Raw genomic sequence first — 14,981 nt, forward strand, 5'->3', positions numbered from 1 at the left:
ACTGAAATTTGTACAGGTATACTCTTTGCCCGCGAGATTTTTCTGAAAACCCTCTGGTAGTGGTAGCTTATATGCAAGAACTGTTAGATTTCATTAGCCGAAACCCCATGATGAGTGGCCTGTGGGTGGTGTTATTGGTTGCGCTTATTATTACTTATGTGCGTTCTGCCATGTCACCTATTAAGAGCCTACAGCCGCAAGAGGCAACGGTTTGGGTTAACCGTGGCGATGGCATTTTTGTTGACATTCGTAACCAGGATGAATTCAAGAAAGGCCACATTCACGGCTCAAAGCACTTAAGCATGGACAAAATTAAGCAAAAAAGCTTAACGTCTATTGAAAAGTTCAAAGACGCCCCCATTGTGTTAGTCTGTGCAACAGGAATGACGGCAAAAGCAGCCGCATCTCAGTTAACCGCTGAGGGCTTTAAGCAAGTGGCGGTATTACAAGGTGGCATGAACACCTGGCGTAATGAAAAACTGCCGGTTTCGCAGAAATAATAACAACGAATTGAAAACTCATAGTGAATAGGAAGTAAAATCATGGCTGAAGAACAGCAAGCAAACGGCGCAGCAGCCGAAAACCAACAGCAGCAAGCACAATTTGCTATCCAGCGTATTTATGCAAAAGACATTTCTTTTGAAACGCCAAATTCTCCAAATGTATTCCGCAAAGAGTGGAAACCAGACCTGAAACTGGACTTAAACGTTAAACACGAGAAAATTGAAGACGGCGTTTACGAAGTGGTACTGACGTTAACAGCAACCAACAAAGTTGAAGACGACGTTGCTTTCCTTTGTGAAGTGCATCAGGCAGGTATCTTCTCAATTGGTGAAGAAGTTCAGGAAGGTCAACTGGCACACATGCTGGGTTCTTTCTGCCCGAACATTTTGTTCCCTTATGCACGTGAGTGCGTAGCGAGCTTGGTGAACCGTGCAACTTTCCCTCAGTTGAACTTAGCACCAGTTAACTTTGACGCTATCTTTGCACGTCACATGCAGCAGCAAGCAGAGCAAGCTCAGGGTCAACAGACTGCTGACGCTTAAGCGAACGCTATAATGCAAACACCACAGGTGACGATATTAGGGGCGGGCTCTTACGGGACCGCCCTTGCTATTTGTTTTGCGCGAAAAGGCATCCCGACAATGTTGTGGGGGCGGGACTCTGAGAAAGTTGCGTTAATGGCGTCGGCCAGAGAGAACGCCGCGTATTTACCCGGATGCCCATTTCCTGAGTCTCTGCAAGTTACTGATGACCTTGAGCTCGCGCTGAAAGACGTCGACAACGTGGTCGTTGTGGTGCCCAGTCATTCATTTTCCAGCATGTTAAAGCAGGCAAAGCCCTTGCTGAAAGAGAATGCTCGCGTTGCCTGGGCAACCAAAGGGCTGGAGCCCGATACAGGCCGACTGCTGTATGAAGTTGCCGAAGAGATTCTGGCTGACAAGCATCCGCTGGCGGTACTGTCAGGGCCCACTTTTGCTATTGAAATGGCGAAAGGTCTACCTACCGCTATCTCTATGTCATCGACCGACCAAACCTTTGTCGATGAACTGTCTGACATGCTGCATTGTGACCGCTCCTTCCGTGTTTACACCAACAATGACTTTATTGGTGTTCAGCTAGGCGGGGTGGTAAAAAACGTGATAGCCATTGGCGCGGGTATGGCCGACGGCATAGGCTTTGGCGCGAATGCACGCACTGCACTGATTACTCGTGGTTTAGCTGAATTGACCCGGTTGGGTCTAAAACTAGGGGCGAAAAGCGACACCTTTACCGGTATGGCAGGTCTTGGTGATCTCATCTTAACCTGTACTGACAATCAGTCGCGCAATCGCCGTTTTGGTTTGGCTTTGGGTGAAGGTAAGTCGGTTGAGCAAGCGTTAAAGGATATTGGTCAGTCTGTAGAAGGGTATCGTAACACCAAAGAAGTGGTTGCACTGGCGTCACGAAATGATGTGGAAATGCCCATCGCGGAGCAAATTTATGCGGTCCTTTATGAAGGTAAAGAACCGCAGCAAGCGGCTATCGACTTACTAAGCCGGGAGCGTAAAACGGAATAATCGTTCTACGTCCCAGGCTTTATTAGCAAGATTCGCTTAAGCACTTGCTAATTGCTGTTCCATGACCTGCCATTGCGCGGCCAGGTGCTCAGTAGGTAAGCGTTTAAAGTTAGAGCGAACAAACTGACTGATTTTACCGTCGGCATAACTTAGCAGCATATTTGCCAGAACGGCCTCATCGACAATAAACTTCTGCTGTTCCCGCATCGCTTTTTCACGCAGAACCTGCTTAATTGAACTTTCAATACGATTAAACAAGTCTTCCATGCGACTGCGCAGGCGGTCATGTTCACCCATGAGTGCGTCGCCCGTCATAACTCGGGTAATGCCCGGGTTGCGTTCAGCGAAAGTCAGCAGCAGCTGCAAAATCATGTAACAACGAGACAGCGTATTTTTTTCTTCATTCATAATGAGGTTTATACGCGTCAGCAGGGTGTCTTCCACAAACTCAATAAGGCCTTCAAACATTCGCGCCTTAGAAGGAAAGTGACGGTACAGAGCGGCTTCGGAAACTCCGAGGTTAGCCGCCAACTTAGCAGTGGTAATACGCTGACCCGGGCTGGTTTCCAGCATTGCGGCCAAAGCCTGAAGTATTTCTTCGCGACGGTTACGTTTTTGTTCTGCCATGAGTGATTATTTCCTTATGTATGGACAGTTAAGAACGACCAGAGTGACCGAAGCCACCTTCGCCACGGTCTGATTCTTCAAATTCGTCGACAATGTTCATGCTGGCTTGTACCACTGGCAAAATTACCAACTGGGCAATGCGGTCGCCCGGTTCAATGGTGTATGCCTTATTGCTGCGGTTCCAGCAGGATACTTTCAGCTCACCCTGATAGTCAGAATCGATAAGACCCACCAGGTTACCTAAGACCAAACCGTGTTTATGGCCGAGGCCTGAGCGCGGCAGAATAGTAGCGGCATAGCCCGGGTCACCAATGTACATGGCAATGCCAGTGCCAATGAGTTGGGTTTCGCCTGGCTCTATGGTCAGTGGCTCGTCTAAACAAGCACGCAAATCCATGCCGGCAGAGCCGCTGGTTTCATATTTAGGAAGAGGGATAGACTGACCGATACGTTCGTCGAGAATTTTAACGTCCACTTGCGTCATGAGTTGTTCACTTAGCTCCTGTTGGATGTATCAAAATAGCGCTTTGCAATAGCATCGATAATGGCAACAGCCATATCATGCTTGCTCATAGTTGGAAGTGACTGCTCACTGTCCTTGCTTAATATCAACGCACTGTTCTGGTCACTATTGAACCCCTGATGAGACTCACTGACGTCATTGGCGATGATCATTTGCAGTTGCTTACGCTGTAATTTGCTTAAGGCATTTTCTTTTAAGTTCTGGGTTTCTGCGGCAAAGCCCACGGTAAAAGGGGCGTTGGCAGACTGTGCCACCGCTTTTAAAATGTCAGGGTTTTGCACCAGTGACAGCTTGGGCGGTTCACTGTTTTGCTCTTTCTTAATTTTGTGTTCGGCGATGTCTTCTACGCGATAGTCGGAGACTGCGGCGCAGCCAATAAAAACATCGCAGTCTGTAAGCTGTTGTTGTACTGCTGTCAGCATTTGCTCTGCGGTTTCAACATCAATACGTTGCACACCTCTCGGTGTGGCAAGCTGGGTGGGCCCAGACACCAATACAACCTTTGCTCCGGCACTCGCAGCGGCCTGAGCTAACGCGTAACCCATTTTCCCTGAGCTGTGGTTACTGATATAACGCACGGGGTCGATAGCTTCGCGCGTTGGGCCTGCGGTAATGACAAAGGTTTTACCCTGCCAGGTTTCAGGGACTGTCGACGTGCTTTCCGGCAACTTTTCGTTGAGTAGCGCTTTAACAATATCGGTGGGGTCGGTCATGCGGCCATAGCCAATGTCGCCACAGGCTTGTTCACCGCTTTCAGGGCCTATAAAGGCAACACCGCGTTCGCGTAAAATGGATACATTATTCTGCACTGCGGCGGCCGCCCACATTTGTTGGTTCATTGCTGGGGCAACGCAAACAGGCGCTTTACTGGCTAAAACCAGAGTACTGAGCAGGTCGTCGGCAAAACCGTGGGTAATACGAGCCAAAGTATTCGCCGTGGCCGGGGCTATAAGAATAAGGTCGGCCCATCGTGCCAGCTCAATATGGCCCATAGCGGCTTCTGCTGTGGGATCAAGCAAGTCATCGCTGACCGTAAAACCAGACACTGCTTGTAAGCTAAGTGGGGTTACAAAGGCTTTGGCACTCTCGGTCATGACACAACGCACGACTGCACCTTGTTCACGCAATCGGCGCACCAGGTCAGGTGTTTTATAGGCTGCAATGCCGCCGGTAATACCCAAAAGAATGTTTTTGTTCTGCAGTTGTGTCATGCGAACCCCTCTGTGTTAACTCATGTAAAGATAACACGAGACCCGGAAACACGGTAGATGCTCGTTATACTTATCCGCTGTTCAAACGAAGGAGAGAATAATGAGTGTCAAGGAGTGGCCAGTTGCTGAGCGTCCGCGCGAAAAATTGCAGTTACAGGGAGCGCAGTTTCTCAGTGACGCAGAGTTATTAGCGGTGTTACTGGGTAGTGGCCGACAAGGGCAGGATGTAGTGACTTTTGCGCGCAAGTTGCTGCACCATTTTAATGGCATCGGACCGTTACTTGTTGCCAGTCGGGAGCAGCTGCTTGAATGTGATGGTATTGGACCAGCGCGGGTGAATCAATTGCAGGTCGTTATGGAGTTGTCCCGGCGATATTTAAAATGGCAACTGGAGCGCACCGACGGCTTTACAGAACCCAGCCTGGTCAAAGATTTCTTGACGGCGAAGCTCAGACACCAAAGTCGGGAACTGTTTGTCTTGCTATTGCTCGACAGCCAGCACCGCCTGTTGCACTACGAAGAATTATTTCAGGGGACTATTAACGCGGCGCCGGTGTACCCTCGGGAAGTAATTAAGCTGGTTATGAAGCACAATGCAGCGGCGGTTATTTTAGCGCATAATCACCCGTCGGGCGTGGCAGAGCCAAGTCAGGCGGACCAACGAGTGACCGAACGGGTGAAAAAAGCCCTGAACTTAATTGATGTTTCTTTGCTCGATCATTTCGTTATTGGGGCAGGTGCACCCATTTCGTTCGCTGAACGTGGATTGTTGTAGTTTTATACTGGCAGTTTGGTGAAAAATCACGTAAAATCCGCCCGAACGATCGTTAAGGATCATATTTCCGTCGTATTAGCTTGATTAGAAGGGCAGTTTGCTGTATAAAATGCGCCCTCGGATTTATAGGCAAGGTCACGTTGGGCGACAGGCGAGCTTGCAGCAATTTTGGAGTAAAGACATGTCACAAGTATGCCAAGTTACAGGTAAGCGTCCGGTAGTCGGTAACAACCGCTCGCACGCACGCAATGCGACTAAACGTCGCTTTTTGCCGAACCTTCAATCGCACCGCTTTTGGGTAGAAAGCGAGAAGCGTTGGGTTAAGCTGCGCATTTCTACTAAAGGTATGCGTATCATCGATAAAAACGGTATCGACTCGGTATTAGCGGATCTCCGCGGCCGTGGTATCAAGGTGTAAGGAAAAGATATTATGCGCGATAAGATTCGTTTGGTGTCGTCTGCGGGTACGGGTTACTTCTACACGACAGACAAAAATAAACGCACCATGCCAGAAAAAATGGAAATCAAAAAGTACGACCCAGTGGTTCGTAAACACGTGATTTTCAAAGAAGCTAAAATCAAGTAATTGGTTTTATCGCTTACAAAAAACCCAGCCAGAGCTGGGTTTTTTATTGCCTGTTACTCAGCTATTTAGCGCGGTGGGTCAATAATACCGGAAACACTGGCATTAATACGGAACCAGCCGGTGACACTAAACCGGTCGCGTTTTGATGGCAGTACTTCATGCACAAATCGGTCACTTAAAAACACGACTAAGCGGCCTTGTTGAGGTAATACAGTCTCCAGCACTTCGCCTTTTGCGCCGTATATCACCAGTTGTCCGCCATCTTCTTCCCGCCATTCCGGGTTTAAATAAAATACCGTGGTTAGCACTCGGTTACTGCGCCCTTTAAAAGCGTCTAAGTGTTTTTTATAAAACGCGCCGTTTGGGTAGTGCGCCAGGTGGCATTCGTAATCGAACAAACCCATAAACAACGACCGGTTAAATTCAACACGCAGCTCTTCCATAATAGCGAGATAGTCAGCGTGTTCAGGCTGGTCCGGGGTTAGCCAGTAAATACGGTCGTTACGAACCATAGTGTTTATGGTTTGCGACTGCTGTCGGCCTATGCCAGCCATATTCCAGTATTGTGCGGGCAGTTGCTGAGAGTAGTCATACAAAGCTTGTGATTGCTGCTTTGGCAGGAAATTATCGACAATGCAGTATCCGTTGTCGGCAACACGGTCGATGATAGTAGTTAGCAGCATAGTAGTAAGACCATATTCATTTTTTGTCGCGCGAAATATAGGGTATTCTTAACACAGCGACAAGCAAAAAATAACACACCTGGGTGCCCTTTTATGAAGGTAAATGAGAAACGCAAACTCTTTGGCGTGACAATGACAAAACGTGCCTGGAACAATGTTCTGGTGTACGTCATTCTAATTATTATGTTTGTGTTCTGGTACGTAGCGCCGCCATTGAAAGAAACGAATGAAGCAGCGCCTGAGTCTGCGGAGCAAATGGGATTGATTCCTGACAACGGCTCTTTGTCTGCTATAGAAATTCCGGATTTAACTCTACAACTGGCAAACAGCGAATGGCAGTGTGCAAACGACTGTCGCCTGACAAATCAGCAAATCAGTGGAGTGGTCAATAACTGGTTATCGATAAAGATGACACCGGTCGATGTGCAGGCTACCGATAAAATTACCGATGTTTTACTGTCGTTTAATGACGGTAATACCGCCCGGGTAGAGTTGTATGCGTCGCCGTATTTAATTCTACGGTTACCGAACCAGCAGCAGAATTTTAAAATTGAGAATTTACACGTAAGTCAGTTATTAGGACGTTAGTACATGCCTGAGTTACCAGAAGTTGAAGTCAGTCGGTTAGGCATATCGCCGCACATAGAAGGTCACCAAATACGTCACGTTAATGTCCGTGATAGCCGTTTGCGTTGGCCTGTACCTGAGACAGTAAAAGAAGTTGAAGGGCAAACGCTGTTAAACGTTAAAAGGCGAGCGAAGTATTTGCTATTGGAGACCCATGCCGGCACCTTAATTCTGCATTTAGGTATGTCCGGGAAATTACGTGTGGTACCTGTTGAAACGCCTTTCTACAAGCATGACCACATCAGTATTGAGTTCGACGATAGGCAGAGTTTGCGCTTGAACGATCCGCGTCGCTTTGGTGCCTTACTATTTACCAAAGAGCAGCCTGACGTTCATGATTTATTGAAACACTTAGGGCCTGAGCCTTTAACAGATGCGTTTCATGCGGACTACTTGTTCGAGCAGTCACGCAAGCGCACGCAGCCGGTCAAAACCTTTATTATGGATAACCGGGTGGTGGTTGGCGTCGGTAATATCTACGCGAATGAAGCTCTGTTTAAAGCTGGTATTAATCCTAAACGCGCCGCCGGTAAGATCAGTAAACAGCGCTACGAGAAGTTAGTACCTATTATCAAAGACACTTTAGCGCAGGCAATAGAGCAGGGTGGCACGACACTTCGTGACTTCACCCAAGTAGACGGCGCGCCGGGCTACTTTGCACAAAAGCTTCAGGTATACGGCCGTGGTGGCAAATTGTGCATGGTCTGCAGTCAGCGTCTGAAAGAAATTCGGCTGGGTCAACGCAGTACTGTATATTGCACGACCTGCCAGCGCTAACGCTGCGTAAACTCAGTGAGTATACGGGAGAAGTCGCCTGGCTCTGATAAAAACGGAGCGTGTGAACTTTTATTAAAAGAGAATGATGTCGACTGCGGTGCCAGTGCGTCAATGTTTGTAATGGCGCGCTCCGGCACTAAGCTGTCCAGGCGACCATAAAGCCGTAAAAAAGGTACCTCTATGTTGGCGAGTTGTTCGCGAAGGTCGCACTCCTGCAATAGCCGTAATGTCTCTTTTAGTACCTTTTGCTCTGGTGTTGGTTTACTGAAAATAAGCTCTCTTACTAATTTTATTTGTGCTTTGGCGTCGCTACTGCCCATTGCCTGTATTGCCAAAAAACGCTCTATGGTTTTGCGAAAGTCGGAATCGAGCTGGCGCTGAAACTGCTCAAGAACATTAGGCTTTATACCTGGCCAGCTGTCCGATTCAACAAAATGTGGTGAAGATGCCACGGTTGTCAGCGACAACGTTCTAGCTGGATGCTTCAGGGCAAACTGTGTAGCAACTAAGCCACCTAATGACCACCCCATAACATGGCACTTTTCAGGCAATGCAGGCGCTATTACGTCGACTAAAATCTCTAAATTAACCGCTTCTTCGAACGGCCATGAGGAGTCACCAAAGCCCGGTAAGTCAACAGAGTACACTCTGTGCTTATCACTTAAGGAAGGAATAACCGGTTGCCATATGTTCGAGTTCATTCCCCAGCCATGGATTACAACTAAAGGCGTTCCTGCCCCGTGGCACTGAATAGATAGACTCACTATACTTCCTCAACGTTAATAGCAAACGGTTAACTGCGCTTATGCTAGCGTTTTTAAAAGATATCGCCAACCAGTTTGGTCGCGGCAAATGTTGGAGTTGTGGTACGAACCAAGCTGGCAATAGCGGCTTTTGCGGCTACTGTGAGCTGGCGTTACCTCGCTGGTATCCAGCTTGTTGTCAGCACTTGGCAGACTTAAATCATGCATTAACCGAGCAGCAGTGTCGCTATTGGTTTGCCAGCCTGCGCTGGGAGCCTCAAACCCGCCAACTGATGCAACTTTATAAGTTTCAGTATCGAGCTGAGTTGTCTTCAGTGTTCGCCCGAATTCTGGCGGCGCATATCACCTTGTGTTATCAGGGCAAGCCGCTGCCGGACTCTATTGTCGCTATGCCCATGACTGAAACTTCCTGGCATAAGCGCGGCTTTCATCAAACAGCGCTTGTTGCGCGTGAAGTCGCTGGCTTATTGAATGTTAGGTATGTATCTAATGCGCTTAGAGTCGTGCGAAAAAAGCCAATGCAGCATTTAACCAGTAAACGAGAGCGTTGGCATAACAGCCATAAAAGTCAGTTGGCCCTGGGTGATTTTAACGGACAGTCAGTTGCGGTACTTGATGACGTTATTACCACCGGAGCCACGGTAATGGCAGCGGCAGATGCGCTTTATAGAAAAGGGGCAAAACATGTTGACGCATGGGCTATTGCTTATAATCAGGGTGACTAGAAAGTGAGTGGGATGTCAGGTACACTATACCCTAGTAATTTACTCAGGTATAAGCCGTGAGGTAACCAGTTTATGATTCGTATTTCAGAAGCCGCGCAGTCGCATTTTCAAAAGCTATTGGCAGAACAACCAGAGGGCACCAACATTCGTGTGTTTGTGGTCAATCCGGGTATGCCAAACGCAGAATGCGGTGTTTCTTATTGTCCACCAGACGCAGTTGAACCAGACGATGAGCGCTTGCCGTTTAACGGTTTCGACGCGGTAGTCGACTCGGGTAGCGCGCCGTTTCTTGAAGACGCAGCCATTGACTTTGAAGAGCAGGAGCTAGGCTCTCAATTGACGCTGAAAGCGCCCAACGCAAAAGCGCGCAAAGTAGCTGATGATGCACCGTTAGTAGACCGTGTTGAATATGTCATTCAGGTGGAAATTAACCCGCAGTTGGCAAACCACGGTGGTCAGGTAATGGTCACTGAAATTACCGATGACGGTGTCGCGATACTTCAATTCGGTGGCGGCTGTAATGGCTGTAGTATGATAGATGTAACGCTGAAGAACGGCATTGAGAAGGAGTTGCTGGAACGTTTTCCGGATGAAATCACCGGCGTTCGCGATGTCACCGAACATGAGCACGGTGAGCACTCTTACTACTAGTTCGCCATAACCAAATAGCTTGGGTAACACCACGCATGAGTAAAAAGCCGCTGAGAGCCAACCACAAACCGTGGTTCTCCAGCGGCAATCCTAACCACCACAACGGCATAAAACCGATTAAAGCGGATAGCAGCATGGTATTGCGCATCCCTTTGCTCATCGATAACCCAATAAATACCCCGTCAAACCAATAACTCCAGTGCGCGATAATCGGCATAAGAATTATCCACGGCAGATAGTTCATGGCGGTATTCACCACTTCAGGAATGTCTGTAATTAAACGAACGATTTGCTCGCCGGCAATGGCAAACACTAAGGTGTAACTGACGGCAAATAATGACGACCAAAGCAGGGTTATCTTGCACCAGTAGCGAATTTTATCAGGCTTTTTCTGTCCTTTTGCAGCTCCGGCTAGCGCCTCGACCGCATAGGCAATGCCGTCTAACCCCAAAGATATCAGCATTAAAAACTGCATGAGCACGGCGTTAACAGCAACCAGTGTACTGCCGTAACGAGTTGCGTAGCCGGTCATGGTGGCCATACAAAGCTGTAGAACCAAACTTCGAACGAAGATGTTACCGTTAACACCAAGAAAGCGCCTTAGTGCCTGCCCGCTAACAACGAAATGTGGCAGTGACCATTGCAGCGCCCGGGCTGTCCAGTAGAACCCAATAAGCGCGGTGACCCATTCAGCTATCAGCGACGCCCAGGCCGCCCCTTTCACGTTGAGGTCGAGACCGATAATCAGCACCACGTCCATCACGACATTAACGGCGTTAGTGATAATAACCAACAACATGGCTTTGCGGCTATTTTGGCGGCCCAGTAGCACACCTAAAGCTACCAACGTCATAAGGGCGGCAGGGGCCGACCATAAGCGAATACGAATGTACTCGCGAGCGTAGGGTTCTAATTCAGCCGAAGGTGCGACAACCCACATGGCGGCGTCGTTAATCCAGGGGCTGGCAAAGGCAATCACCAACCCCAGAATGACTGCAATAATGACACCGTTGTTGAAATGCTGGCGCTGTGCACTCAAGTCTTCAGCCCCGTAAGACTGAGCTATATAGCCCGTGGTCGCCATACGCAGGAATACAGCCAGCAAATAAATAAAGCTGACGACCATGGCACCGACCGCAACGGCCGATAAGTAGATAGCGTCTGGCAAATGCCCTATGATGGCAGTATCAACCAAGCCGAGAAGCGGCGCAGCGATATTGGACACAATCATAGGCAGTGCAATGGCAAACACATGCCTGTGGTCAACGGTTGGAAACCCCAAAAACGTTCGCATAAACTTTTCGTGACTTTTTAAAGTATTAATTCAAGTACTTATACTGTATCAGGAGTGACTATGAAGGTGTTGAACAAATTACTGGTGGGCAGCTTTGCGGTGTTGAGCCTAGGCTGCTCATCAGAGAGCCTGGCGGCCAATGATAGCGTCGTTGTTTTGCAGTATCACCACGTTAGCGACAGTACGCCGGCGGTCACTTCTATTGATCCTGACACATTTAAAGAGCACCTGAGCTACTTAAAAGACAATAATTTTAACGTCATTGATATTAAGCAGGCCCAGGAAGCCATTGAGGGTAACGGCGAGTTACCTGAAAAAGCGGTTGTTATTACGTTCGATGACGGTTACCAAAATGTGTATGAAAACGCGGCTGACTTGCTAGAGCAATATGAAATGCCATATACCGTTTTTGTGAACCCGGACTTAATGGCTAAGCACCAAGATCACTATATGGGCTGGGAGGAACTGAAAGATTTGGAAGCTCGAGGTGCTCGCATTGCTAACCACGGTCAGAGCCATGCACACTTAATTCGCCGTGAGCCCGATGAAACCAAAGAGCAGTGGGTTGAGCGTATGCATTACGATGTAGTCAGCGCACAAGAGGCTATCGACGAAAACTTAGGAGAGCAGGAAAAGTATTTCGCGTACCCATATGGAGAGTACGATAACGAACTCAGAGCGCTGCTTGATGACTGGGGCTTTCTGGCGTTTGCTCAGCACTCCGGGCCCTGGTCGGAGTGGAGCGAAGAAACGGCGATTACTCGTTTCCCGGCATCGGGTATTTATGCCAACTTAGACACTCTAAAGACGAAGCTGCGTTCCAAGGCGATGCCGGTGGTCAGTTACAAGCCTGAAGAGCCATTGCTCGATTATGAAAACACGCAACCGACACTGGAGGTTACTCTAACGGGTGATGAAGCGTTAAAAGATGTGCGCACGAATCAGCTACGGTGTTTCTCAGGTGGCCAGGTGTTAGAGCCGGAATGGCACAGTGACACGCGTTTTACCGTAGAAGTAACCACTGACTTACCGGTGGGTCGTTCGCGTGTTAATTGCACCGCGCCCAGTGCGTCAGAGTCGCGTTACTATTGGTATTCAATAGCGCTTATTCGTCCCGACGCACAAGGCTCCTGGCCAGACTGAGCTAGTCAGCGATAATTGAAAAGTCGCGTTTTAGCTGTTCCATGTCGACCACAGGTATTTCCCCACGCTTGTGGTCGGCATTGAAAATCGCTTTGCGGTGGCCATTAGGGTTCACCAAAATAATGGCGGCACTGTGATTCACCAGGTAATTCTCTTCACCTTCTTCCGGTATGGAGTACATTAGCCCTAAGTCGCGTACGAAGGGAAACAGCGACTTATGTTCAGCGCGCACACCAACAAAGTTGTCGCCGAAATAGCCAACGTATTCTTGCAGTCGCTCTATGTTGTCACGTTTAGGGTCTACCGAAATCATCCAGACTTTCACAGGTGCATCGGCACTGTTTTGCAACTCAGGAAGTGCCTGCTTCAGGTCTGACATGGTGGTCGGGCAGATATCGGGGCAAAAGGTGTAGCCGGTGAATAGCAAGGTCCACTGACCTTTCAGCGCGTCGTTTGAAACCTCACCGTCATTAGTGCTGGTTAAGGTAAAAGGCTTCAATGCGCGAGGCGGCTCGTAAATAAGCGCTTCAGGTTTCGCCTGTGGTAAGTTGCTATACACCAACCAGCCGGCAATTAACGCAATAACAGCAACAATGACGGTAATGAAACGACTCATAAATTACCCTATACGTAGTGATCAACCAGCAAAATAACGAACAGCAGCATCAGGTGCCAAATAGAGAAGGCAAACATGTTAAAGGCTGTTTTCTTATTCGGTGCGTATTTCAGCTTCCACGCATAAGCCAGGAATATAGCGTTCAGCGCTGTAACACCCACCAGGTAAATCATACCGGTCATGCCAATAAGGAATGGCATAAGGCAAACCACGCCCAGCAAAATGGTATACAGGAAAATACAGGTCTTGGTGAACTCGATACCATGGGTTACTGGTAACATAGGAATTTCTGCGCGGGCGTAGTCTTTGGCACGATGCACTGCCAATGCCCAGAAATGTGGCGGTGTCCAGGTGAAAATAATCATTACCAAAAGAATAGGGAAGGCCGATATTTCATTGGTAACTGAGGTCCAACCCAACAGCGGTGGTGCGGCTCCTGCCAAGCCACCAATGACGATATTCTGCGGTGTCGCGCGCTTCAAAAACATGGTGTAAATAAAGGCGTAGCCGACCATAGACGCAAAGGTTAACCAAGCGGTTAACGGATTTACCCAAGCGTACAAGGTGACAAAACCGATAACACCGATAGTGGTCGCAAAAGTGATGACTTTAGCGGGCGATAAATTCCCCTGAGGCAGCGGACGGCGAAGCGTTCGAGCCATTTTTGCGTCTATGTGGCGATCAACCAAGTGGTTAACCGCTGCGGCGGCAGCGGACATTAAGCCAATACCGGTTAAGGCAGGCACTAATACCGACAGAGAAACAAGCTGCTCAGTGGCCAGGCACATGCCAACAACGGCAGTGAGCAGTAATAACGCGACGACACGAGGTTTGGTTAACTCAAGGTAGTCTCGCCAATGTGCGTTGCGCGTTTTTGTTATTTGTTTTGTGGCAACGGATTGCATAACTACGACTCCTTACGCTTTTCTGGACAAGTTGTAATTCAACCCGACCAAAGACAGCAGCAATAATGCCCCAACAGCATTGTGAGCTACCGCATTCCAAAGCGGCAATTGAAAGACTACGTTACTAATACCTAGAGCAATTTGCAAAACTAATAACAAGCCTATAACAGATAGCTTACTTCGGAAAAATTGAGACTTCGCTTTGCGCCAACATTTAAACAGTAACGTGCACAACACTAAGAAGGTCACAATAGCGCCTATACGGTGAATAACATGCATGGTCATGCGGTCATCATAGTCGTGAGCACCAAATTGGTAGGTGTCGGCTTCCGGAATACTGAATGCGCCGACAAAGTCTAAGTTCGACGCCCAGTCGCCCTCACAAAATGGCAGCTCGGTACAGGCAACAGCGGCGTAGTTGGCTGCGACCCAACCGCCCAGAGCTATTTGTCCAATAACGACCAGCATCGCAAAAAATGCCAGGCCTCGGTATCGTCGAAGTTCGGGGTCGCCGCCTGCTAACCGGAAGTCGGACAGCCTCAGTGACAGCAGGTAAAGTAGTGATATGACCGAGAACCCTCCCAGCAAATGGCCCATGACTATCAGCGGTTGTAAGTTCATAGTCACAGTCCACATACCCAGTGCGGCCTGGAAAATGACCAGGCCTAGCAGCAGTGTCGGCAATTTCACTGGTGTTGGGTAGTGGCTAGGTTTGCGGCTTCTTATCCAGGAAGCAACGGCAATCACCAAAATGAGAAGACCGAGTGTGCCTGCGAAATATCGGTGGATCATCTCATTCCAGGCTTTGTCCTGTTCAACCGGGGCGTCCGGGAAACGAAGCTCCGCCTGCACAATATGCTCTTCCTGCGAAGGCACTTTCAAAAATCCGTAACATCCGGGCCAGTCCGGGCAACCGAGACCCGCCTCGGTCAGGCGGGTAAAAGCGCCCAGAACAATAACAACAAAGGCAAAAAATATGCTAATTTTAACCAAAGTTCTCATTAGCTAAGCTCC

20 protein-coding genes are annotated in these 14,981 nt (G+C 48.7%); 11 read left to right on the top strand and 9 right to left on the bottom strand.

Translation table 11 applies throughout. The annotated features are described in order from the left end of the window. Positions 1–71 precede the first annotated feature (71 nt). From CWI73_RS07745 to gpsA, 3 genes are read left to right on the top strand one after another with little or no spacing between them, the layout of a single operon-like run. Entirely contained in the window at positions 72–500 is a 429-nt protein-coding gene (locus CWI73_RS07745) for a rhodanese-like domain-containing protein (protein ID WP_053953206.1), read from the top strand. A gap of 42 nt (positions 501–542) precedes the next feature. Continuing rightward, positions 543–1,046: a protein-export chaperone SecB gene (secB, locus tag CWI73_RS07750; protein ID WP_088769143.1), complete on the top strand. Its 504-nt coding sequence runs from the start codon at positions 543–545 to the stop codon at positions 1,044–1,046. 12 nt (positions 1,047–1,058) lie between these two features. Further along, positions 1,059–2,060, top strand: coding sequence for an NAD(P)H-dependent glycerol-3-phosphate dehydrogenase (gene gpsA / locus CWI73_RS07755; RefSeq protein ID WP_126752247.1), 1,002 nt, complete (start codon positions 1,059–1,061; stop codon positions 2,058–2,060). A 36-nt stretch (positions 2,061–2,096) separates the two neighbouring features. Here gpsA and slmA read toward each other — a convergent pair whose 3' ends face one another. The 3 genes from slmA to coaBC are packed head-to-tail and all read right to left on the bottom strand — an operon-like array spanning position 2,097 to position 4,421. Beyond that, on the bottom strand, positions 2,097–2,687 hold the full coding sequence (gene slmA / locus CWI73_RS07760) for a nucleoid occlusion factor SlmA (protein ID WP_126752248.1): 591 nt from the start codon (positions 2,685–2,687) through the stop codon (positions 2,097–2,099). 28 nt (positions 2,688–2,715) lie between these two features. Continuing rightward, a complete protein-coding gene (gene dut, locus CWI73_RS07765) occupies positions 2,716–3,171 on the bottom strand; it encodes a dUTP diphosphatase (protein ID WP_126752249.1) in 456 nt (151 codons plus the stop codon). Positions 3,172–3,182: 11 nt separating this feature from the next. After that, positions 3,183–4,421, bottom strand: a complete 1,239-nt coding sequence (gene coaBC / locus CWI73_RS07770; RefSeq protein ID WP_126752250.1) for a bifunctional phosphopantothenoylcysteine decarboxylase/phosphopantothenate--cysteine ligase CoaBC — start codon at positions 4,419–4,421, stop codon at positions 3,183–3,185. Positions 4,422–4,521: 100 nt separating this feature from the next. On the opposite strand from coaBC, the gene radC reads away from it, so the two are divergent. From radC to rpmG, 3 genes are all read left to right on the top strand, one after another. Then, positions 4,522–5,196: a RadC family protein gene (gene radC / locus CWI73_RS07775; RefSeq protein WP_126752251.1), complete on the top strand. Its 675-nt coding sequence runs from the start codon at positions 4,522–4,524 to the stop codon at positions 5,194–5,196. A 181-nt stretch (positions 5,197–5,377) separates the two neighbouring features. Further along, the gene (rpmB, locus tag CWI73_RS07780) at positions 5,378–5,614 is read left to right on the top strand and encodes a 50S ribosomal protein L28 (protein ID WP_053953199.1); all 237 of its coding nucleotides are present in this window, start codon (positions 5,378–5,380) and stop codon (positions 5,612–5,614) included. 12 nt (positions 5,615–5,626) lie between these two features. Next, positions 5,627–5,782, top strand: a complete 156-nt coding sequence (gene rpmG, locus CWI73_RS07785; RefSeq protein WP_008489399.1) for a 50S ribosomal protein L33 — start codon at positions 5,627–5,629, stop codon at positions 5,780–5,782. A 65-nt stretch (positions 5,783–5,847) separates the two neighbouring features. Here the strand turns inward: rpmG and CWI73_RS07790 are convergent, their stop codons facing one another. After that, positions 5,848–6,465: a 2OG-Fe(II) oxygenase gene (locus tag CWI73_RS07790; RefSeq protein WP_126752252.1), complete on the bottom strand. Its 618-nt coding sequence runs from the start codon at positions 6,463–6,465 to the stop codon at positions 5,848–5,850. A gap of 93 nt (positions 6,466–6,558) precedes the next feature. On the opposite strand from CWI73_RS07790, the gene CWI73_RS07795 reads away from it, so the two are divergent. Both CWI73_RS07795 and mutM read left to right on the top strand, forming a co-directional pair. Beyond that, positions 6,559–7,053, top strand: coding sequence for a hypothetical protein (locus CWI73_RS07795; protein ID WP_126752253.1), 495 nt, complete (start codon positions 6,559–6,561; stop codon positions 7,051–7,053). A 3-nt stretch (positions 7,054–7,056) separates the two neighbouring features. After that, positions 7,057–7,869, top strand: coding sequence for a bifunctional DNA-formamidopyrimidine glycosylase/DNA-(apurinic or apyrimidinic site) lyase (gene mutM / locus CWI73_RS07800; RefSeq protein ID WP_126752254.1), 813 nt, complete (start codon positions 7,057–7,059; stop codon positions 7,867–7,869). Here the strand turns inward: mutM and bioH are convergent. Further along, a complete protein-coding gene (gene bioH, locus CWI73_RS07805; RefSeq protein ID WP_126752255.1) occupies positions 7,866–8,633 on the bottom strand; it encodes a pimeloyl-ACP methyl ester esterase BioH in 768 nt (255 codons plus the stop codon). The genes mutM and bioH overlap by 4 nt on opposite strands. Before the next feature lie 41 nt (positions 8,634–8,674). Between bioH and CWI73_RS07810 the strand changes: the two genes are divergently transcribed. Next, positions 8,675–9,358, top strand: coding sequence for a ComF family protein (locus CWI73_RS07810; protein ID WP_126752256.1), 684 nt, complete (start codon positions 8,675–8,677; stop codon positions 9,356–9,358). A gap of 72 nt (positions 9,359–9,430) precedes the next feature. Beyond that, positions 9,431–10,009, top strand: coding sequence for a Fe-S biogenesis protein NfuA (gene nfuA / locus CWI73_RS07815; protein ID WP_058576615.1), 579 nt, complete (start codon positions 9,431–9,433; stop codon positions 10,007–10,009). Here the strand turns inward: nfuA and CWI73_RS07820 are convergent. Further along, on the bottom strand, positions 9,972–11,303 hold the full coding sequence (locus CWI73_RS07820) for an MATE family efflux transporter (RefSeq protein WP_126752257.1): 1,332 nt from the start codon (positions 11,301–11,303) through the stop codon (positions 9,972–9,974). The two genes, nfuA and CWI73_RS07820, sit on opposite strands and share 38 nt — an antisense overlap. 60 nt (positions 11,304–11,363) lie before the next feature. On the opposite strand from CWI73_RS07820, the gene CWI73_RS07825 reads away from it, so the two are divergent. Beyond that, positions 11,364–12,446 carry a polysaccharide deacetylase family protein gene (locus CWI73_RS07825; RefSeq protein ID WP_126752258.1) on the top strand — a complete coding sequence of 361 codons (1,083 nt, stop codon included), beginning with the start codon at positions 11,364–11,366 and terminating at the stop codon, positions 12,444–12,446. Between the two features lies 1 nt (position 12,447). Here the strand turns inward: CWI73_RS07825 and CWI73_RS07830 are convergent, their stop codons facing one another. The 3 genes from CWI73_RS07830 to CWI73_RS07840 are packed head-to-tail and all read right to left on the bottom strand — an operon-like array spanning position 12,448 to position 14,969. Further along, on the bottom strand, positions 12,448–13,062 hold the full coding sequence (locus tag CWI73_RS07830) for an SCO family protein (protein ID WP_126752259.1): 615 nt from the start codon (positions 13,060–13,062) through the stop codon (positions 12,448–12,450). Positions 13,063–13,070: 8 nt separating this feature from the next. Further along, positions 13,071–13,967 carry a heme o synthase gene (gene cyoE / locus CWI73_RS07835; protein WP_053953189.1) on the bottom strand — a complete coding sequence of 299 codons (897 nt, stop codon included), beginning with the start codon at positions 13,965–13,967 and terminating at the stop codon, positions 13,071–13,073. 12 nt (positions 13,968–13,979) lie between these two features. Beyond that, a complete protein-coding gene (locus tag CWI73_RS07840; RefSeq protein ID WP_126752260.1) occupies positions 13,980–14,969 on the bottom strand; it encodes a COX15/CtaA family protein in 990 nt (329 codons plus the stop codon). Positions 14,970–14,981: the final 12 nt, after the last annotated feature.

The organism is Idiomarina piscisalsi (assembly GCF_003987095.1).
Classification (GTDB): domain Bacteria; phylum Pseudomonadota; class Gammaproteobacteria; order Enterobacterales; family Alteromonadaceae; genus Idiomarina; species Idiomarina piscisalsi.

Coding starts and splice junctions, on each gene's coding strand:
- CWI73_RS07745 (WP_053953206.1), top strand. CDS start 72: ATGCAAGAACTGTTAGATTTCATTAGCCGAAACCCCATGATGAGTGGC.
- secB (WP_088769143.1), top strand. CDS start 543: ATGGCTGAAGAACAGCAAGCAAACGGCGCAGCAGCCGAAAACCAACAG.
- gpsA (WP_126752247.1), top strand. CDS start 1,059: ATGCAAACACCACAGGTGACGATATTAGGGGCGGGCTCTTACGGGACC.
- slmA (WP_126752248.1), bottom strand. CDS start 2,687: ATGGCAGAACAAAAACGTAACCGTCGCGAAGAAATACTTCAGGCTTTG.
- dut (WP_126752249.1), bottom strand. CDS start 3,171: ATGACGCAAGTGGACGTTAAAATTCTCGACGAACGTATCGGTCAGTCT.
- coaBC (WP_126752250.1), bottom strand. CDS start 4,421: ATGACACAACTGCAGAACAAAAACATTCTTTTGGGTATTACCGGCGGC.
- radC (WP_126752251.1), top strand. CDS start 4,522: ATGAGTGTCAAGGAGTGGCCAGTTGCTGAGCGTCCGCGCGAAAAATTG.
- rpmB (WP_053953199.1), top strand. CDS start 5,378: ATGTCACAAGTATGCCAAGTTACAGGTAAGCGTCCGGTAGTCGGTAAC.
- rpmG (WP_008489399.1), top strand. CDS start 5,627: ATGCGCGATAAGATTCGTTTGGTGTCGTCTGCGGGTACGGGTTACTTC.
- CWI73_RS07790 (WP_126752252.1), bottom strand. CDS start 6,465: ATGCTGCTAACTACTATCATCGACCGTGTTGCCGACAACGGATACTGC.
- CWI73_RS07795 (WP_126752253.1), top strand. CDS start 6,559: ATGAAGGTAAATGAGAAACGCAAACTCTTTGGCGTGACAATGACAAAA.
- mutM (WP_126752254.1), top strand. CDS start 7,057: ATGCCTGAGTTACCAGAAGTTGAAGTCAGTCGGTTAGGCATATCGCCG.
- CWI73_RS07810 (WP_126752256.1), top strand. CDS start 8,675: ATGCTAGCGTTTTTAAAAGATATCGCCAACCAGTTTGGTCGCGGCAAA.
- nfuA (WP_058576615.1), top strand. CDS start 9,431: ATGATTCGTATTTCAGAAGCCGCGCAGTCGCATTTTCAAAAGCTATTG.
- CWI73_RS07820 (WP_126752257.1), bottom strand. CDS start 11,303: ATGCGAACGTTTTTGGGGTTTCCAACCGTTGACCACAGGCATGTGTTT.
- CWI73_RS07825 (WP_126752258.1), top strand. CDS start 11,364: ATGAAGGTGTTGAACAAATTACTGGTGGGCAGCTTTGCGGTGTTGAGC.
- CWI73_RS07830 (WP_126752259.1), bottom strand. CDS start 13,062: ATGAGTCGTTTCATTACCGTCATTGTTGCTGTTATTGCGTTAATTGCC.
- cyoE (WP_053953189.1), bottom strand. CDS start 13,967: ATGCAATCCGTTGCCACAAAACAAATAACAAAAACGCGCAACGCACAT.
- CWI73_RS07840 (WP_126752260.1), bottom strand. CDS start 14,969: ATGAGAACTTTGGTTAAAATTAGCATATTTTTTGCCTTTGTTGTTATT.